This window comes from Pseudomonas endophytica, from assembly GCF_001411475.1.
In the GTDB taxonomy this organism is placed as follows: Bacteria; Pseudomonadota; Gammaproteobacteria; order Pseudomonadales; family Pseudomonadaceae; genus Aquipseudomonas; species Aquipseudomonas endophytica.
Genome location: NZ_LLWH01000184.1, coordinates 1 through 17,577, shown reverse-complemented (window position 1 = coordinate 17,577; position 17,577 = coordinate 1). Strand labels below are relative to the sequence as shown.

The following is a 17,577-nucleotide window of genomic DNA, read 5'->3' as shown; positions in this document are numbered from 1 at the left end:
CACTGTGTGGGAACTGGTCAAATCCGGCGGCTGGATGATGCTGCCGATCATTCTGAGCTCCGTTGCCGCGCTGGGCATCATTGTTGAGCGCCTATGGACCTTACGTGCCAGCCGCGTAACCCCGCAGCACTTGCTCGGGCAGGTATGGGTCTGGATCAAGGACAAACAGCTCGACAAAGAAAAACTCAAGCAACTGCGTGCTGACTCCCCGCTCGGTGAGATCCTGGCGGCCGGTCTGGCCAACTCCAAACATGGTCGCGAGATCATGAAAGAGTGCATTGAAGAAGCGGCTGCGCGGGTTATCCACGAGTTGGAACGCTACCTGAATGCGCTGGGCACGATAGCCGCAATGGCGCCCTTGTTGGGGTTGTTGGGCACAGTTTTGGGCATGATCGACATTTTCAGTGCTTTTATGGGCACGGGCATGACCACCAACGCGGCAGTACTGGCGGGCGGTATCTCCAAAGCGCTGATCACCACGGCTGCGGGCTTGATGGTGGGGATTCCTGCGGTGTTCTTCCATCGCTTCTTGCAGCGTCGCGTGGACGAGTTGGTAGTGGGGATGGAGCAAGAGGCGATCAAATTGGTCGAAGTGGTACAGGGCGACCGTGAAGTCGACATGGTCGGGAGTAAAGCGTGAAGTTTCGCCGCAAGCCCCGAGAAACGGTCGATATCAACCTGGCGTCGTTGATCGACGTGGTGTTTATCCTGCTGCTGTTTTTTGTGGTCACGACTACGTTTACCCGCGAAACACAATTGCGCGTTGACTTGCCAGAGTCGGTTAGCGGAGCGCCAACCGAAGATCAGAACACCAAGTTACTGGATATCGCCATCAGTGCCGACGGGGTGTTTTCGGTGAATAACCAGTTGTTACCAAAAAACGATCTGGCGAGCTTAATGGACGCCCTGCGCACAGCCTCGGATGGCGACACCAGCCTGCCGGTGTCGATCAGCGCTGACGGTAAGGCTGAACATCAGTTTGTGATCACTGCCATGGATGCGGCCGGCAAACTCGGCTTCAGCCATCTACGCATGACCACTGTTGAGGCGCAGACGACTCCCTGATGGCTATGTCTGATCGTGTGTTGCGCGCCTGGTATGCCGGGCATCCCTTACTCAAGCTTCTAAGCCCGTTGGAATACGTGTATCGGCGCGTTGTTGAGCGCAAACGTGCGCGGTTTGTAGCGGGCGAGGGTGAGATCTATCGTTCTCCTGTACCGCTGGTGGTGGTGGGCAATATCACCGTGGGCGGAACCGGCAAAACCCCGCTGATTTTATGGTTGATCGAACATTGCCAGCGAAATGGCTTGCGGGTGGGCGTAGTCAGCCGCGGCTATGCTGCCAAGCCGCCACAGCTCCCTTGGCGTGTGACTGCGCAGCAAAGTGCGGCGCAAGCCGGTGATGAACCCCTGCTGATCGTTCAGCGTACCGGTGTACCGCTGATGATCGACCCGGACCGCGGCCGAGCGGTCAAAGCCTTGCTCGACAGTGAGCCGCTGGACCTGATCCTGTCGGATGATGGCTTACAGCATTATCGGCTGGCCCGCGACTTGGAGTTGGTGTTGATCGACAACGCCCGCGGGTTGGGCAACGGCCATTGCCTGCCAGCAGGGCCGTTGCGCGAGCCTGTTGAGCGTTTAGAGAGCGTGGATGCGGTGTTGTATAACGGCGCCGATAGCGATCCGCATCCGGGGTTTGCTTTTAAGTTACAACCTTCGGCGTTGATCAATCTGCGCAGCGGTGAGCGCCGGGCGCTGGACCTTTTCCCGCCAGGCCAAGCGCTGCATGCGGTCGCCGGGATCGGTAATCCGCAGCGTTTCTTCACTACCCTTGAAGCGCTACACTGGCGGCCAATCGCCCATGCCTTTGCTGACCATGCGTCTTACAGTGCTGAAGTCTTGAGTTTTACGCCGCCGTTACCCTTGGTGATGACTGAAAAAGACGCCGTTAAATGCCGCGACTTTGCGTCACCAGACTGGTGGTACCTAGCGGTTGATGCCGTCCCATCCGAGGCATTTGTTTTTTGGTTTGATCAACAGTTAAAACGTCTTTTGCCCTAAGTTTTGTGCGATTTTTTCAACGGCCCATAGCCGAGCGCAGAGACAGGTCGCACAGAGCCTCACTCATTTTTAATTTCAGGGAACCTAGATGGACACCAAACTGCTCGATATCCTTGCTTGCCCCGTGTGCAAAGGCCCGCTCAAACTCAGTGCGGACAAAACCGAGCTGATCAGCAAGGGTTCGGGTCTGGCGTATCCGATCCGTGATGGCATCCCGGTGATGCTAGAAACTGAAGCCCGCACTCTGACCACCGAAGAGCGTCTGGATAAATGATTCCGGTTTTTACAGTGGTCATCCCGTCGCGCTTTGCGTCGACTCGTTTGCCTGGCAAGCCGCTACAAATGATCGCTGGCAAGCCGATGGTCCAGCACGTCTGGGAACAAGCCAGCAAAAGCAGTGCGCAGCGGGTGGTGGTGGCGACTGACGATGCACGCATTGTGCAGGCGTGCCAAGCGTTTGGTGCCGAAGTCGTGATGACCCGTGCGGACCATGAGTCCGGCACCGATCGTTTGGCAGAGGTGGCGGCGCACTTGGGTTTAGCCAGCGATGCCATTGTGGTCAATGTTCAAGGTGACGAGCCGTTAATTCCGCCGCGACTGATCGACCAAGTCGCTGTTAACTTGGCGGCCCATAGCGAAGCCGGTATGGCCACACTGGCTGAGCCGATTAAAGACGTTGAGCAGTTGTTCAATCCCAACGTGGTCAAGGTCGTCAGCGACATCAATGGTTTAGCGCTGACGTTCAGCCGTGCCACGCTGCCGTGGGCCAGAGATGACTTCGCGCAACAGCCCGACGCATTACCCGCCGGTGTGCCGTACCGCCGTCATATCGGCATCTACGCTTACCGCGCTGGCTTTCTGCATGACTTCGTCAGTTGGGGCCCATGCTGGCTTGAGAACACTGAGCGTCTCGAGCAATTGCGCGCACTGTGGCATGGCGTACGGATTCACGTGGGTGATGTGCTCGAGGCACCTCCAGCGGGTGTTGATACCGTCGAAGACCTTGAGCGCGTTCGGCGTTTGCTGGAGGGTTGATGCGCGTACTGTTTGTTTGTTTGGGTAATATTTGTCGTTCCCCCACCGCAGAAGGCGTTTTGCGCCAAAAGCTGCGCGATGCTGGCTTGTCTGAGCATATTGAGGTGGCTTCTGCCGGGACCGGCGGCTGGCATGCGGGCCAAGCGCCAGACGTGCGCAGCCAGCGGGCGGCCAAGCGCCGTGGTTATGACTTGTCGGCGCAACGTGCCCAGCAAGTCAGCGCAACAGACTTCAATCGCTATGACCTGATTCTGGCGATGGACAAGAGCAATTTGCATGATCTGAAGAAATTGCAGCCAGCCGGTGCCAGCGCTGAGGTTGATTTGTTCTTGCGTCGCTATGAGGCGCCAAAGGATGAGGTACCAGACCCCTATTACGATGGCGAACACGGCTTTGAGGAAGTACTGGACTTGGTGGAGCATGCTTGCGATTTGCTGGTGGTTGAGTTGAAGGGACGGTTATGAGTTTGCAGTTGCAGGTTGATGCGTCACTGAAGTCATTCAACAGTTTTGGCGTCGATGTGCGCGCCAGCTTGCTGGCCGAAGCACACACCGACAGCGATGTGCGTGAAGCGCTGCAGTACTCGGTTGATCAACAACTGCCTCTGCTGGTGATCGGCGGGGGCAGTAATCTATTGCTTACCAGCGACGTCCACGCCCTAGTGTTGCGTATGGTCAGCCGCGGTATTCGCATAGTGGCTGACAATGCTCAGCGTGTAGTCGTCGAAGCAGAAGCGGGGGAGGTGTGGCACGCTTTTGTGCTGTGGACTTTGGAGCAGGGTTTGTCCGGCCTTGAAAACCTCAGTTTGATCCCCGGCACGGTGGGCGCAGCGCCTATGCAAAACATTGGTGCTTATGGCGTTGAGATTAAAGATGTATTCGAGGGCCTTACGGCCCTTGACCGATATACCGGTAAGTTGCGCGAGTTTAGCCTCACAGACTGCGAGTTTGGTTATCGCGACAGCGTGTTCAAGCAGCAGCCAGGGCGTTGGCTGATTTTGCGGGTCAGGTTTGCCCTGAGCCGTGTTGAGCGCTTGCATCTGGAGTACGGCCCTGTGCGTCAGCGCTTGAGCGAGTTGGGCGTTGAGCGTCCGACCGCCAGTGATGTGAGCCGCGCAATCTGTAGCATCCGCAGTGAAAAACTACCGGATCCTGCGGTGCTGGGGAATGCGGGCAGTTTCTTTAAAAACCCGCTGGTATCGGCGCAGCAAGCGGATGAGTTGAAGAGCCAGTATCCGGGGCTGATCGGTTATCCGCAGGCCGACGGTCAGGTCAAGTTGGCAGCTGGCTGGTTGATTGAAACCGCAGGTTGGAAGGGCTTTCGAGAGGCAGACGCCGGTGTTCATCGCTTGCAGTCGCTGGTGCTGGTGAACTATGGGGCAGCCACGGGGTTGCAACTACTGGCTCTGGCACAGCGAATTCAGGCCGATATTCAGCAGCGTTTTGCTGTGCAACTGGAGATGGAGCCTAACGTGTATAAGGTCGGCAATCTGGCCGGATAAATTCACGCTCGCGCACGCTTGGTGTGTATCTCCACTGTTTTCAGGTTTGGACAATTGATGAAGCAACTACCTGCATGCGCATTAGCGATAACGTTGGTGGCATTGACGGGGTGTACAACAGCCCCGCCGAGGGATCAAAACAATCTTTGCAATATCTACCGTCAATACCCGGCCTGGTACAAGAGCTCGGTGGCGATGGAAAGTCGATGGGGCACACCTCCCAACGTTGCAATGGCAATCATGAAGCAGGAAAGCAGCTTTGTGGCCGACGCTCTTCCCCCGCGTGCGTATTTCTTATGGATCATCCCATGGGGGCGTGTCAGCCCGTCATACGGCTACGCGCAAGCTCAGCCTCCCGCATGGAAAGATTTTGAGGTTGCGATGGGCAGCTCCGGCTCACGGGACAATTTTGCGGATGCCATCATGTTTATTGGCTGGTACACCGCCGGTACGCAACGGCAATTGGGTATCTCCAAATGGGATGCCTACAACCAGTATTTGGCGTATCACGAAGGGCGCGGTGGATATAGCCGCAACACCTATCGCGCTAAGCCTTGGCTGATGCAGGTGGCCAACAAGGTTCCCGCCAGTGAACACTGGCGGGGCTTTTTAGTGGCCTTGGGAATTAGGCGAGGGGTTTAGGCTCGTGTTCCTTTTCCTGGGCTACGGTTTCGCTCGCGGAAGTTTGAGCGGCGGCAGCGGCTGCTGCAGCGGCTTCTTCACGTTTGCGGCGACGCACTTCGCGCGGGTCGTTAGGCGCACGACCATTGCTTGGCGACGCGCTGACAACCGGAGCTGCGACCACGACTTCAACCGCCTCAGTAGCAACAACCGTTTCAGCGGCGGTTTCAACGACGGTTTGGGCAACTACGACTTCGGCGGCCACAGGCTGTGCTACAGGAGCTTTTGGCTCAACAACGGCGGGTTCAGCTGCCGTTGGTTCGGTCACCGGCTCGTGAGCAGCACGGGGTTCTTTGATCGGTTCTGGCGCTTTTTCGATCACCGGAGTGTCTACGGTCGGAGCAGATGCGCGTGGCGCTTCTACCACTGGCGTTTCAACCTCGGTGTGAGCTTGGTTAACGACAGGGCGTTCGACTGCGAGTTCAGGCTCGGCAGCAACCTGGACTTCAGGCTGAGCAACAGGAGCTAGAGCAACCTCAACGTCTGGCGTCTTAGGCGCTTCAACCGGTGTCACGGCTTCTACTACTGGCGTTTCAACGGCTGGAGCTTTAGCTTCCGGTGCTTCGGCTGCTTGCGCTTTAACCTCTGGAACTTCAGCCGCTAGCGGTGCTTCAACCGTTGCAGTTTCGGTCACAGACGCTGGAATGATCGCCACATCAGTCGTTTGGGCTTTTGCAGCAGGCGCCTCGACGGGTGTCGACTCTTCAACGGCTTTGGTCGCGCGTTCGGCTTGCTGATTAGCTTGGGCTTCAGCGCTGGCGCTAATGGCTTGGCTGTGATCGGCCTGTGCAGCAACCTGCTCAGGGGTAGCCGTGCTGTCGGTGTTAGCGTCTTCGCTGTTTTCTTCTGAGCCTTCAATCACATTGCCATTGACATCGCGTTGACGCTCACGTCGGTTGCTGCGACGACGCTGACCACGGGACCGACGGCGTGGGCGATCGCCTTCGTTGTTTTCCTGTGTCTCGTCTTGCGCTTGCTCGTCGTTAGACAGGGCTTCTTCATCTTCAGCCGCTGCGTTCGCTTGAGTTTCGCGTGGAGCGCGTTCTTCGCGAGGGGCACGAGGCTGGCGCTCTTCACGCGGGGCGCGGGTTGGGCGCTCTTCTTCGGCAGTAACCGCGGTAGCAACTGCTGGAGCAGCGTCTAGCGGTTCACGCAATTCGCGTACACGTTCTTCACGGCCTTCACCGCGTGGCTTGCGATCTTCGCGTGGTGCGCGTGGCGCTCGCTCTTCACGTGGAGGGCGAGGTGCACGTTCTTCACGAACGGCAGCAACGGCAGGTGCTTCTTCACGGGTTTCACGAAGTTCGCGAGGTGCGCGTTCTTCACGTGGCGCACGTTCTTCGCGCGGGGCACGTTCTTCACGTGGCTTGCGCTCTTCGTCGCGGCGACCGTTGCGATTACGATTTTGCTGGCGGCCATTGCGACGTTCTTCGTTGCGGGCTGGACGCTCGGTTGCGACTGGTTTTTCAACCACTGGCGGCGCAACAGGCTCTTCCTTGCTGGCAAACAAGTTAACCAGCGACTTCACCAGACCTTTAAACAGGCTCGGCTCGGAGGCTGTTGGAGCAAGTGCAGCGGCAGGCGCGGCAGCTTCGTTCGACACTGGCGCCGAGGTGCGTGCTGGAGCTGTTTTAACCGCGGCTTCTTGGCGAACCAAGGTGCGAGTTGCAGCCGCAGGCTGGACTTCTTCCACTTCGGCAGCGGCGGCAGCGATTTCGTAGCTGGACTGATTGTTGTGTGCTTCCGGGCTGTCATCACGCAGACGCTGAACTTCGAAGTGCGGCGTTTCGAGGTGATCGTTCGGCAGGATGATGATACGAGCGCGAGTGCGCAGTTCGATCTTGGTGATCGAGTTGCGTTTTTCGTTGAGCAGGAACGCTGCAACCGGAATCGGCACCTGGGCACGGACTTCGGCAGTGCGATCTTTCAGGGCCTCTTCTTCGATCAGGCGCAGGATGGCCAGCGACAGCGACTCAACATCACGGATGATGCCAGTACCGTTGCAGCGTGGGCAAACGATGCCGCTGCTTTCGCCCAGCGATGGGCGCAGACGCTGACGGGACATTTCCAGTAGACCAAAGCGCGATATACGACCAACTTGTACACGGGCGCGGTCGGCTTCCAGGCATTCGCGGACTTTTTCTTCCACGGCGCGCTGGTTTTTGGCAGGGGTCATGTCGATGAAGTCAATGACGATCAGGCCGCCGATGTCGCGTAGGCGCAACTGACGGGCGATCTCTTCAGCCGCTTCAAGGTTGGTTTGCAGGGCGGTTTCTTCGATATCGCTGCCTTTAGTGGCGCGCGCCGAGTTGATGTCGATGGACACCAAGGCTTCGGTTGGGTCGATAACGATGGAACCGCCGGAAGGCAGTTCAACGACGCGTTGGAAGGCGGTCTCGATCTGGCTTTCGATCTGGAAACGATTGAACAGAGGAACGCTGTCTTCGTAGAGTTTGATTTTGCTGGCGTACTGCGGCATCACTTGGCGGATGAACGTCAGGGCTTCGTCCTGGGCTTCAACGCTGTCGATCAATACTTCGCCGATGTCTTGGCGCAGGTAGTCGCGGATGGCGCGGATGATAACGTTGCTTTCTTGGTAGATCAGGAAGGGAGCCGCGCGATCCAGCGAGGCTTCTTTAATTGCCGTCCACAGTTGCAGTAGGTAATCGAGGTCCCACTGCATTTCTTCGCTGCTACGGCCCAGGCCGGCAGTGCGCACGATCAAGCCCATGTCAGCAGGGGCGATCAGGCCGTTCAAAGCTTCGCGTAGCTCGTTGCGTTCTTCACCTTCGATGCGGCGGGAAATACCACCTGCACGCGGGTTGTTAGGCATCAGAACCAAGTAACGGCCTGCAAGGCTGATGAACGTGGTCAGGGCTGCGCCCTTATTACCGCGTTCTTCTTTCTCGACTTGCACGATGACTTCCTGGCCTTCGCTCAGGACGTCTTTGATGTTTACGCGGCCCTCAGGGGCTTTTTTGAAGTATTCGCGGGAGATTTCTTTAAGTGGCAAAAAGCCGTGGCGCTCAGAGCCGAAATCGACAAAGGCAGCCTCAAGGCTGGGTTCGATGCGAGTAATACGGCCTTTGTAAATGTTGGCTTTCTTTTGCTCGCGGGCGCCTGACTCAATGTCCAGGTCGTAGAGGCGTTGGCCGTCTACCAGTGCAACGCGCAACTCTTCAGGTTGAGTTGCGTTAATCAGCATTCTTTTCATGTTGTACCGTCGGTTTCCGGGCTACCGGAAACGGCGTTCGGCACACACGACTTCTCATGGTCGGTGTCAGGTGCGTCAGGAGTAGTTGGCCACTCCAGTGTCTAGCGAGGTTCGACCAATGGGGGCGAAGTCGCGACTTACGCTTCCTGCTTGCTGTGGTGGCTTAATAAGCACTCAGTCAGGAGGAGGAATCAACCAGCGGCTGTGGACGAGATGAAGCGTCTTGATAAAGCCTATTGCTACACAGTCCGGCGGTTGTGCATCTCCACCCTACACGTATCCTTGATAATTCGGGTGCTGCCGCGCGCAGAATCCGCAGCGGGTTGGCATTTACCGTGTTCTCCAAACGGGGAGTTCACGCATCATGGCTAATAAAGGCGATGTTTCCGAAACATTCGCTCGAAATCCCCGAAGCTGACTGCACTTTGTGAACTGGCCGTGAATATCGGCGTAAAAGGCGAGTTTTCACTCTGCTTCCCAGGCTCGCTTCAGGCCTCATGTCACCTGCGCTTGTTACAACTCCAAGTGCTCCGTTTGTAGCAAAAGCCCCGTAGGACGGCCTTCCGTCCTCGTGAAGAGCGTTGGTCAGGGTCGGTTAATTACCGTTAATCCGCTGTCCAAGCCGCTTTTGGCGGCGTTCGCGACTATAGCAGCAATGATTAAGTGCTTCAATTCCATAAAAATTGTTATCATCCGCGTCATGACGACGACTACCCCCCCGACCCCCAGCGTTCAGCTGCTTGAGGTCTCGCCGGAATATGCCGGCCAACGTATCGACAACTTCCTTCTTGCACGACTCAAGGGTGTTCCCAAGACCTTGATTTACCGCATTTTGCGTAAAGGCGAAGTGCGAGTGAACAAAGGCCGGATCAAGCCTGAGTACAAACTGCAAGCTGGCGATATAGTGCGTGTGCCGCCCGTTCGCGTGCCCGAGCGCGATGAACCAGTGCCTGTGGCGCAAGGTTTGTTACAGCGCTTGGAGGCTGCGATTGTCTTTGAAGACAAAGCGCTGATCGTGCTGAATAAACCTGCCGGGATCGCTGTGCACGGCGGCAGCGGCCTGACCTTCGGTGTGATTGAGGCGTTTCGTCAGTTGCGTCCGGACGCCAAAGAGTTGGAACTGGTACACCGCTTGGATCGTGATACTTCTGGCCTATTAATGATTGCGAAAAAACGCAGCATGTTGCGCCATCTGCACGAAGCCTTGCGCGGCGACGGTATCGACAAGCGCTATATGGCGCTGGTGCGTGGGCGCTGGGAAACGTCGATCAAGCAGGTGCGTGCGCCGCTGATGAAGAGCAACCTGCGTTCGGGCGAGCGCATGGTCGAGGTGAACGAGGAGGGCAAGGAGTCGGTGACCGTATTCAAGGTGCTGCGTCGTTTCGGCGACTTTGCCACCATGGTCGAGGCCAAGCCGATTACCGGGCGCACCCACCAGATTCGTGTGCACACGCTGCATGCGGGTCATTGCATTGCCGGTGACACCAAGTACGGCGATGAAGACTTCTCCAAAGAAATTCGTGATCTGGGCGGCAAGCGTTTGTTCTTGCATGCCTACATGCTGACCGTGCCGCTGCCGGATGGCGGGGAGTTGAAATTACAGGCTCCGGTTGACGACATGTGGGCCAAGACAGTGGAGCGCCTGAGTGCTGAGTAAGTACAAGCTGCTGATCTTTGACTGGGATGGTACGTTGGCCGACTCCATTGGGCGAATTGTCACGGCGATGCAAGTCGCAGCAAAGCGCGCAGGGCGCCCTGAGCGTGATGAAGAATCCATCCGGGGGATTATTGGTCTGGGTTTGCCTGAGGCTATCCTGACCCTTTACCCCGACATGGCTGAGTCCGAAGTGATTGCTTTTCGTCAGCACTACGCTGATGTTTATATCGCTTTGGATGAGCAGCCCTCGCCGTTATTTGCTGGGGTGGCTGACACCCTTGAGGCGTTTCGAGCGGACGGTTACCGCATGGCGGTTGCCACCGGTAAAGCTCGGCGTGGATTGAATCGTGTGTTGAAAGCGCATGGTTGGGAGCGTTTTTTTGACATCACACGGGCGGCGGACGAAACCGCCAGCAAGCCTGATCCTCTTATGCTTAATCAGATTTTGGCTCATTGCGCGATGTCGCCCCGTCAGGCTTTGATGGTCGGCGATGCCTCGTTTGATCTTCTGATGGCGCGTAACGCAAGCATTGACTCTGTTGCGGTGAGCTATGGTGCTCAGCCGGTAGAGCGCTTGCTTGCGCTTGAGCCGCGGTTAGCCATTAATGAGTTTCCTGAATTGCGTACCTGGCTGGGTCGGCAGGTTAAATAAAGTCTTTGCTGGGGTAGAGCATGGTTGATCAATGGAAGGCGCCTGCTGAAGGCGAGCCGACAGTCGGTGATGATAAAAGCTGGAAGCTGCTTGAGAAGACTTTGCTGGCGGGTGTGCAGGAGCAGCGTCGTGCGCGTCGCTGGGGGATCTTTTTTAAGTCGCTGACGTTTTTGTATCTATTAACGTTGCTGTTTCTGTTCACGCCGTTAATGGATGTGGAGCGCACTGCCACCAAAGGCGCGGGCTACACCGCGCTGATTGATGTGCAGGGGGTGATCGCTGATAAAGAGGCCGCCAGTGCTGACAACCTGATCACCAGTCTGCAGGCTGCGTTTGCTGACCCTAAGGTTAAGGGTGTGGTCTTGCGTATCAACAGCCCGGGCGGCAGTCCTGTGCAGTCAGGTTATGTCTACGATGAAATTCGTCGTCTGCGAGGTCTGCATCCTGAGATTAAGGTGTATGCAGTTATTTCTGACTTATGCGCTTCCGGGGCTTATTACATTGCCAGTGCGGCCGATGAGATTTATGCCGACAAGGCGAGCCTGGTGGGGTCGATTGGTGTGACGGCGGCAGGTTTCGGCTTTGTGGGTGCTATGGAGAAGCTGGGGGTGCAGCGCCGTGCTTACACCTCGGGTGAGCACAAAGCTTTTCTTGATCCGTTTGAGCCTGAAAAACCGGATGAAACCAAGTTCTGGCAGGGTGTTTTGAATACCACTCACGATCAGTTCATTGCCAGCGTGAAGCAAGGCCGTGGTGATCGTCTTAAAGACAAGGATCATCCAGAGTTGTTCTCTGGGTTGGTCTGGACGGGTCAGCAGGCGCTGCCGCTGGGCTTGATTGACGGTCTGGGCAGTGCTAATTCGGTTGCTCGGGATGTGATCGGTGAAAAAGAACTGGTCGACTTCACGGTGCAGGAATCTGCATTTGACCGTTTCTCGAAAAAGCTGGGCGCTAGCGTGGCTTCACAGTTGGCGATGTGGATGGGTTTTCAAGGGCCTACACTGCGTTGAACCTTAAGCTTTAAAAAAACCGGCCTGATATGGCCGGTTTTTTGTGTGACCTGCATTGCTACGGCCGCAATCGGCGCTTCTGCTTCTGTTCTGTTTAGGGGCAAGCTTGCTCGCGATCTTTTGATCCTTAAAAAGATCGCAGCCTGCGGCGGCTCCTACAGCCCAACGTTGTGGTTTTTTTTGTGTTGCAGATCTTGGCCGATTTAGGGTATTGCAACGCCTTGCGCGAGGAGCATGTCGACCAGGCGTATCAATGGCAGCCCGACCAGGCTGGTGGCGTCATCGCCTTCGGTGCGTTGGAACAGGCTCACGCCCAGACCTTCTGCTTTAAAGCTACCTGCGCAGTCGTAAGGTTGTTCGGCGTGCAGGTAGCGCTCGATCTGTACGGCGCTAAGGGTACGCATGTGTACGGTAAACGGTACGTAATCTGTCTCGTGCTCGCCTGTTTGGCTATTGAGTAAGGTTAGGCCGGTCAGAAAGCTCACGCTAGCGCCGCTGGCGTTCAGTAGCTGTTGGCGGGCTTTGTCAAAGGTATGAGGTTTGCCGATGATTTGGTTGTTAAGTACCGCGACCTGGTCGGAGCCGATAATTAAATGCGCAGGATGGCTGGCAGCAAGTGCTTGGGCTTTTTCTAGGGAGAGGCGTTTAACCAGTTCAAGCGCTGACTCATCGGCTCGATGGCTTTCGTCGATATCAGGCGAGCTGCAGGTAAACGGCAAGCGCAGGCGCGACAGTAAATCGCGACGATAAACCGAGCTTGAAGCAAGTAATAGAGGTAACATGCGCGACTCCTGTAGGCGGCCGGGAATTCTAGCGAGAGTATCGGTTGTCGCACAGGCACAATTTCCTTTGACACGTGAGGGGGTCCTCCCTAGAATGCTGCGCCTATGTTGAATGACCCGATTCCATCTCACGTTGACCCGCGCAAATTAGCTGATCGCGGCACTACCCTCAAAGGTGAAGTGCTGCTGGCTGATTTGGAGAGACTCTGCGACCCACTCGCCGACAATGTCGGTGTGGTCCAGGCTAAATTTGTTTTTGAGCGCGACGAGCGAAGATCTGTGGTAATCCACAGTTCCATCGACGTTGAGGTCAAAATGGTTTGCCAGCGTTGTCTTGAGCTGGTCACCCTGCCGATCCACAGCGAATGCAGTTATGCCGTGGTGAAGGAGGGTGCAAATACCCAGTCGTTACCGAAAGGTTATGACGTGCTGGAACTGGGCGAAGATCCATTGGATCTGCATGCACTGATCGAGGAGGAGCTTTTGCTCGCCTTGCCCATTGTGCCTGCTCATCATCCGGAAGAATGCCAGCAGCCGGCGGGTCTCGATGAGCCCGAACCAGCCGAGGACGAGGTAACGCGGTCCAACCCGTTCAGTGTATTGGCGCAGTTAAAGCGTGACCCAAACGTTTAGGAGTTAATCAATTATGGCTGTTCAGCAGAACAAAAAATCCCGCTCTGCCCGTGACATGCGTCGTTCGCACGATGCTCTTTCGGCTAGCACTCTGTCTGTAGAAAAAACCACAGGTGAAGTTCACCTGCGTCACCACGTATCGCCAGAAGGCGTATACCGTGGTCGTAAAGTGATCGACAAGGGCGCTGACGAGTAATCACTTGTCCGTTCAGGTCATCGCGATCGACGCAATGGGCGGGGACTTCGGTCCTCGCAGCATTGTTCAGGCATGCATTGCTTGCCTTAGTGCTACGCCCTCGCTGCATCTGACCCTCGTTGGTCAACCCTCCTTGCTTGAAGAATTGATTAATAGCCACTCGGCTGTGGATCGCTCGCGTCTGACAATTACCTCTGCCTCTGAAGTGATCTCCATGAGTGAGCGGCCTTCGCATGCCCTGCGAAGTAAGCCGGACTCCTCTATGAGGGTGGCGTTGGAGTTGTTGCGTGATGCAAAAGTCCAAGCGTGTGTGAGTTCCGGGAATACGGGTGCGCTGATGGCGCTGTCTCGGCATGTGCTCAAGACGTTGCCCGGCATTGATCGCCCAGCAATGGTGGCGGCGGTTCCCACGCAGACCGGCTATTGCCAGGTGCTGGATTTGGGGGCGAACGTCGATTGTACGGCTGAGCAGTTGTCACAGTTTGCGGTTATGGGGTCGGTAGCTGCTCAGGCGCTGGGTATTGCTCGCCCGCGAGTTGCTTTGCTCAATATTGGCACTGAAGACGTCAAGGGCAATCAGCAGGTCAAAGAAGCAGCAGCCTTGTTGCAGGCGGCATCCGGTTTGCACTACATCGGGTATGTCGAGGGCGATGGGGTGTATCGAGGTGAGGCAGATGTCGTTGTGTGCGATGGATTTGTCGGCAATATATTGCTCAAGTCGAGTGAGGGGCTGGCAACGATGATTTCCAGTCGGCTTGAGGCGGTGTTCAAGCGCACGCTGCTTAGTCGGATGATTGGTGTATTGGCGTTGCCGCTGATGCGTCGACTGCAAGCTGATCTAGCGCCTGCTCGACACAATGGGGCGAGTTTTTTAGGGTTGCAGGGCATTGTTATCAAGAGTCACGGTTCGGCAGGTGCTCAGGGCTTTCAAAGTGCGATAGAGCGCGCATTGATTGAAATCCATGAAGACCTGCCAAAGCGTTTGCATGGACGTCTTGAAGGGTTGTTACCGTAGGCGTTTCATTGGGCGAGTGCTTGAATGTGACCGCTCAGTCAAATCAGCCATCCAACTGTCAGTTTCTTGCGTCCGCTAAGGTGCGGCGTTAATTCATTGACGACAAGATCATTAGGGGCTTGTTACATGTCTACATCCCTCGCATTCGTCTTTCCAGGGCAGGGTTCGCAGTCCCTCGGCATGTTGGCCGAGCTGGGCGCGGAACATCCGCTGGTTCTAGAAACATTTAAAGAAGCGTCTGGCGCTCTAGGGTATGACCTATGGGCCTTGACCCAGAACGGTCCTGCTGAGCAGCTCAACCAAACCGACATCACTCAGCCTGCCATTCTGACCGCCTCTATCGCCTTGTGGCGTCTATGGCTGGCTGAAGGTGGCAAGCGTCCTGACTTTGTCGCAGGTCATAGCTTGGGTGAGTACAGCGCACTGGTTGCAGCTGGCTGTCTGAGCCTAGCTGGTGCCGTGAAGTTGGTTGAGCGTCGTGGTCGCTTGATGCAAGAGGCCGTACCGGCCGGTCAAGGCGCCATGGCGGCAATTTTGGGGTTGGACGATGCTGTTGTAATGGCTGCATGTTCCGAAGCTGCGCAAGACGAAGTGGTTAGCGCTGTGAATTTCAACTCCCCGGGCCAAGTGGTTATCGCCGGTGCCAAAGCGGCTGTTGAGCGTGCCATGGAGCTGTGTAAAGCAAAAGGTGCCAAGCGTGCCTTGCCGTTGCCAGTAAGTGTGCCTTCACATTGCGAACTGATGCGCCCTGCGGCTGAGCGTTTTGCCGAGTCTATTGAAGCGATCGACTGGCAAAAGCCGAAAATTCAGCTGGTACAGAACGTCAGCGCTGCTGTTGCCCCTGATCTGGCTACCCTCAAGCGCGATTTGCTTGAGCAACTGTATAAGCCTGTGCGCTGGGTTGAATCGGTTCAGGCTCTAGCGGCCAAAGGGCCAGTTGATTTGGTTGAGTGCGGTCCGGGTAAGGTCCTGGTAGGCATTAGCAAGCGTTGCGCTGAAGGCGTAACGACTCACAATTTGAACACCCCAGATGCCTTCGCTGCCGCTAGCGCGGCGCTGGTCTGAATCTGTATTAGGAGAAGCCTGCATGAGCTTGCAAGGTAAAGTTGCACTGGTAACGGGCGCTAGCCGTGGCATCGGCCAGGCTATCGCGTTGGAGTTGGGTCGTCAGGGTGCTGTGGTTATCGGGACTGCGACTTCGGCTTCCGGTGCTGAGCGTATTGCTGCCACCCTGAAAGAAAACGGTGTTCAAGGCACTGGCATGGAGCTTAATGTCACCAGCGACGAATCCGTTGCGGCAGTGTTGGCGAGCATTCAGGAGCAATTCGGTGCACCGGCTATTTTGGTGAATAATGCCGGTATCACCCGCGATAACCTGATGATGCGCATGAAAGATGACGAGTGGCATGACGTTGTCGATACCAACCTGAACAGTCTGTTCCGCCTGTCTAAGGGCGTTTTGCGCGGTATGACCAAAGCCCGTTGGGGACGAATTATCAGTATTGGTTCAGTTGTGGGTGCCATGGGCAACGCTGGCCAAGTAAACTATGCCGCCGCCAAAGCAGGGCTAGAAGGTTTTAGCCGTGCATTGGCACGTGAAGTGGGCTCGCGCTCGATCACTGTCAACTCGGTAGCGCCAGGGTTCATCGACACCGATATGACCCGTGAGCTGCCAGAAGCACAGCGTGAAGCCTTGCAGGCGCAGATTCCGCTGGGCCGCTTGGGTCAGGCTCAAGAGATCGCAAATGTGGTCGCTTTCCTGGCTTCTGACGGTGCAGCTTACGTGACTGGAGCTACAATTCCGGTCAACGGCGGGATGTATATGAGTTAAATGTGACGGATTGCTTCAAAAAAATGTCATACGAGCTGTCTAAAATCCGTTATAAAGCTGCAATCTATTTATAGGTAGCCGGTGAATGATGGGTGAGTACAAAGCTTTCAGTTGAAAAACCGAAAAGCCTTTCGATACACTTGCCCACTGGCCAGCTGCCTGAATTTGTCCATTAGGAGTGAAAACAAGGTATGAGCACCATCGAAGAACGCGTCAAGAAAATTGTTGCTGAGCAACTGGGCGTTAAAGAAGAAGAAGTGGTTAACACTGCTTCCTTCGTTGAAGACCTGGGCGCCGACTCCCTTGACACCGTTGAGCTTGTGATGGCTCTGGAAGAGGAATTCGAAACTGAGATTCCTGACGAAGAAGCTGAAAAGATCACTACTGTACAAGCGGCTATCGATTACGTTACTGCCCACCAGGCGTAATAGTTTGTAATCGCTGCGCGCTGTCATGGAAAAACCGCACTGCCGCTCTGGCGTGCGGTTTTTTCTTTAGATGTGTTGCAAAGTGTCGTCAATAGAATAAAGGAGAGTGCTGTGTCGCGTAGACGCGTCGTAGTCACCGGTATGGGGATGTTGTCGCCACTGGGTGCAGATGTACCAAGCACTTGGCAAGGCATTCTGGCAGGCCGAAGTGGCATTGGTCTGATCGAACACACGGATCTTTCTGCCTATTCCACCCGTTTTGGCGGCTCGGTACTGGGCTTTAACGTTGAGGATTACCTCTCCGTCAAAGAGGCCCGCAAACTCGATCTGTTTATTCAGTACGGTTTGGCAGCTGGCTTTCAGGCGGTGCGTAATGCCGGGCTTGAAGTCACCGACGCCAATCGTGAGCGCATTGGTGTGGCGATGGGGTCAGGTATTGGTGGTTTGACCAATATCGAAGAAACCAGTCGTACCCTGCATGATCAAGGTCCGCGAAGGATTTCCCCGTTTTTCGTGCCGGGCTCGATCATCAATATGATTTCCGGTTTTCTGTCTATCCATTTGGGTACACAGGGGCCTAACTACGCTGTGTCCACGGCGTGTACCACAGGTACACACTGCATCGGTATGGCGGCACGCAACATCGCCTATGGCGAAGCTGACGTGATGATTGCTGGCGGGGCTGAAATGGCGGCCTGCGGTCTGGGCATGGGCGGCTTCGGCGCCTCGCGCGCGCTGTCAACGCGCAACGACGACCCGACCCGTGCCAGTCGTCCGTGGGACAAAGGCCGTGATGGCTTTGTACTGTCTGACGGTGCCGGTGCGTTGGTACTCGAAGAGCTGGAGCACGCCAAAGCGCGTGGTGCCACCATCTATGCCGAG

General features: G+C 56.1%; 19 protein-coding genes and 1 pseudogene. 18 read left to right on the top strand and 2 right to left on the bottom strand.

Annotated features, from left to right (window positions below):
- The first annotated feature begins 4 nt into the window (after nucleotides 1-4).
- The 8 genes and pseudogenes from AQS70_RS15740 to AQS70_RS15705 all read left to right on the top strand — a co-directional run.
- Entirely contained in the window at nucleotides 5-640 is a 636-nt protein-coding gene (locus AQS70_RS15740; RefSeq protein WP_055103690.1) for a MotA/TolQ/ExbB proton channel family protein, read from the top strand.
- Nucleotides 637-1,065, top strand: a complete 429-nt coding sequence (locus tag AQS70_RS15735; RefSeq protein ID WP_055103689.1) for an ExbD/TolR family protein — start codon at nucleotides 637-639, stop codon at nucleotides 1,063-1,065. The genes AQS70_RS15740 and AQS70_RS15735 overlap by 4 nt, the downstream gene beginning before the upstream one ends.
- A complete protein-coding gene (gene lpxK / locus AQS70_RS15730) occupies nucleotides 1,065-2,060 on the top strand; it encodes a tetraacyldisaccharide 4'-kinase (protein WP_055103688.1) in 996 nt (331 codons plus the stop codon). The genes AQS70_RS15735 and lpxK overlap by 1 nt, the downstream gene beginning before the upstream one ends.
- Before the next feature lie 88 nt (nucleotides 2,061-2,148).
- Entirely contained in the window at nucleotides 2,149-2,334 is a 186-nt protein-coding gene (locus tag AQS70_RS15725; RefSeq protein ID WP_055103687.1) for a Trm112 family protein, read from the top strand.
- Nucleotides 2,331-3,095, top strand: a complete 765-nt coding sequence (gene kdsB / locus AQS70_RS15720) for a 3-deoxy-manno-octulosonate cytidylyltransferase (RefSeq protein WP_055103686.1) — start codon at nucleotides 2,331-2,333, stop codon at nucleotides 3,093-3,095. The genes AQS70_RS15725 and kdsB overlap by 4 nt, the downstream gene beginning before the upstream one ends.
- Nucleotides 3,095-3,559: a low molecular weight protein-tyrosine-phosphatase gene (locus AQS70_RS15715; protein WP_055103685.1), complete on the top strand. Its 465-nt coding sequence runs from the start codon at nucleotides 3,095-3,097 to the stop codon at nucleotides 3,557-3,559. Before kdsB ends, AQS70_RS15715 begins: the two co-directional genes overlap by 1 nt.
- Complete coding sequence (gene murB / locus AQS70_RS15710) at nucleotides 3,556-4,596, top strand: UDP-N-acetylmuramate dehydrogenase (protein ID WP_055103684.1); 1,041 nt, start codon at nucleotides 3,556-3,558, stop codon at nucleotides 4,594-4,596. Before AQS70_RS15715 ends, murB begins: the two co-directional genes overlap by 4 nt.
- 57 nt (nucleotides 4,597-4,653) lie before the next feature.
- Nucleotides 4,654-5,178, top strand: a pseudogene (locus AQS70_RS15705) (transglycosylase SLT domain-containing protein); the annotation flags it as partial.
- Between the two features lie 43 nt (nucleotides 5,179-5,221).
- Here the strand turns inward: AQS70_RS15705 and rne are convergent.
- Nucleotides 5,222-8,491: a ribonuclease E gene (rne, locus tag AQS70_RS15700; RefSeq protein WP_479551604.1), complete on the bottom strand. Its 3,270-nt coding sequence runs from the start codon at nucleotides 8,489-8,491 to the stop codon at nucleotides 5,222-5,224.
- A 700-nt stretch (nucleotides 8,492-9,191) separates the two neighbouring features.
- On the opposite strand from rne, the gene rluC reads away from it, so the two are divergent.
- From rluC to sppA, 3 genes are read left to right on the top strand one after another with little or no spacing between them, the layout of a single operon-like run.
- Entirely contained in the window at nucleotides 9,192-10,148 is a 957-nt protein-coding gene (gene rluC / locus AQS70_RS15695; protein WP_055103703.1) for a 23S rRNA pseudouridine(955/2504/2580) synthase RluC, read from the top strand.
- Nucleotides 10,138-10,800 carry an HAD-IA family hydrolase gene (locus AQS70_RS15690; RefSeq protein WP_082428130.1) on the top strand — a complete coding sequence of 221 codons (663 nt, stop codon included), beginning with the start codon at nucleotides 10,138-10,140 and terminating at the stop codon, nucleotides 10,798-10,800. Before rluC ends, AQS70_RS15690 begins: the two co-directional genes overlap by 11 nt.
- Nucleotides 10,801-10,820: 20 nt before the next feature.
- Nucleotides 10,821-11,810 carry a signal peptide peptidase SppA gene (sppA, locus tag AQS70_RS15685; protein WP_055103681.1) on the top strand — a complete coding sequence of 330 codons (990 nt, stop codon included), beginning with the start codon at nucleotides 10,821-10,823 and terminating at the stop codon, nucleotides 11,808-11,810.
- Between the two features lie 203 nt (nucleotides 11,811-12,013).
- Here sppA and AQS70_RS15680 read toward each other — a convergent pair whose 3' ends face one another.
- Nucleotides 12,014-12,592, bottom strand: coding sequence for a Maf family protein (locus tag AQS70_RS15680; protein ID WP_055103680.1), 579 nt, complete (start codon nucleotides 12,590-12,592; stop codon nucleotides 12,014-12,016).
- 105 nt (nucleotides 12,593-12,697) lie between these two features.
- Between AQS70_RS15680 and AQS70_RS15675 the strand changes: the two genes are divergently transcribed.
- The 7 genes from AQS70_RS15675 to AQS70_RS15645 form a co-directional block, all read left to right on the top strand.
- Nucleotides 12,698-13,225, top strand: a complete 528-nt coding sequence (locus AQS70_RS15675) for a YceD family protein (protein WP_055103679.1) — start codon at nucleotides 12,698-12,700, stop codon at nucleotides 13,223-13,225.
- Between the two features lie 13 nt (nucleotides 13,226-13,238).
- Nucleotides 13,239-13,421 (top strand): 50S ribosomal protein L32, encoded by a 183-nt coding sequence (gene rpmF / locus AQS70_RS15670; protein WP_008375086.1) that lies wholly within the window; start codon nucleotides 13,239-13,241, stop codon nucleotides 13,419-13,421.
- A gap of 4 nt (nucleotides 13,422-13,425) precedes the next feature.
- Nucleotides 13,426-14,436, top strand: a complete 1,011-nt coding sequence (gene plsX, locus AQS70_RS15665) for a phosphate acyltransferase PlsX (RefSeq protein WP_082428129.1) — start codon at nucleotides 13,426-13,428, stop codon at nucleotides 14,434-14,436.
- A gap of 126 nt (nucleotides 14,437-14,562) precedes the next feature.
- Nucleotides 14,563-15,501: an ACP S-malonyltransferase gene (fabD, locus tag AQS70_RS15660; RefSeq protein ID WP_055103678.1), complete on the top strand. Its 939-nt coding sequence runs from the start codon at nucleotides 14,563-14,565 to the stop codon at nucleotides 15,499-15,501.
- A gap of 22 nt (nucleotides 15,502-15,523) precedes the next feature.
- A complete protein-coding gene (gene fabG, locus AQS70_RS15655) occupies nucleotides 15,524-16,267 on the top strand; it encodes a 3-oxoacyl-ACP reductase FabG (protein WP_055103677.1) in 744 nt (247 codons plus the stop codon).
- 191 nt (nucleotides 16,268-16,458) lie between these two features.
- A complete protein-coding gene (gene acpP, locus AQS70_RS15650; RefSeq protein WP_007987170.1) occupies nucleotides 16,459-16,695 on the top strand; it encodes an acyl carrier protein in 237 nt (78 codons plus the stop codon).
- A gap of 111 nt (nucleotides 16,696-16,806) precedes the next feature.
- Nucleotides 16,807-17,577, top strand: a 771-nt coding sequence (locus AQS70_RS15645; RefSeq protein WP_156355173.1) for a beta-ketoacyl-ACP synthase II, incomplete at its 3' end; no start/stop codon positions are given.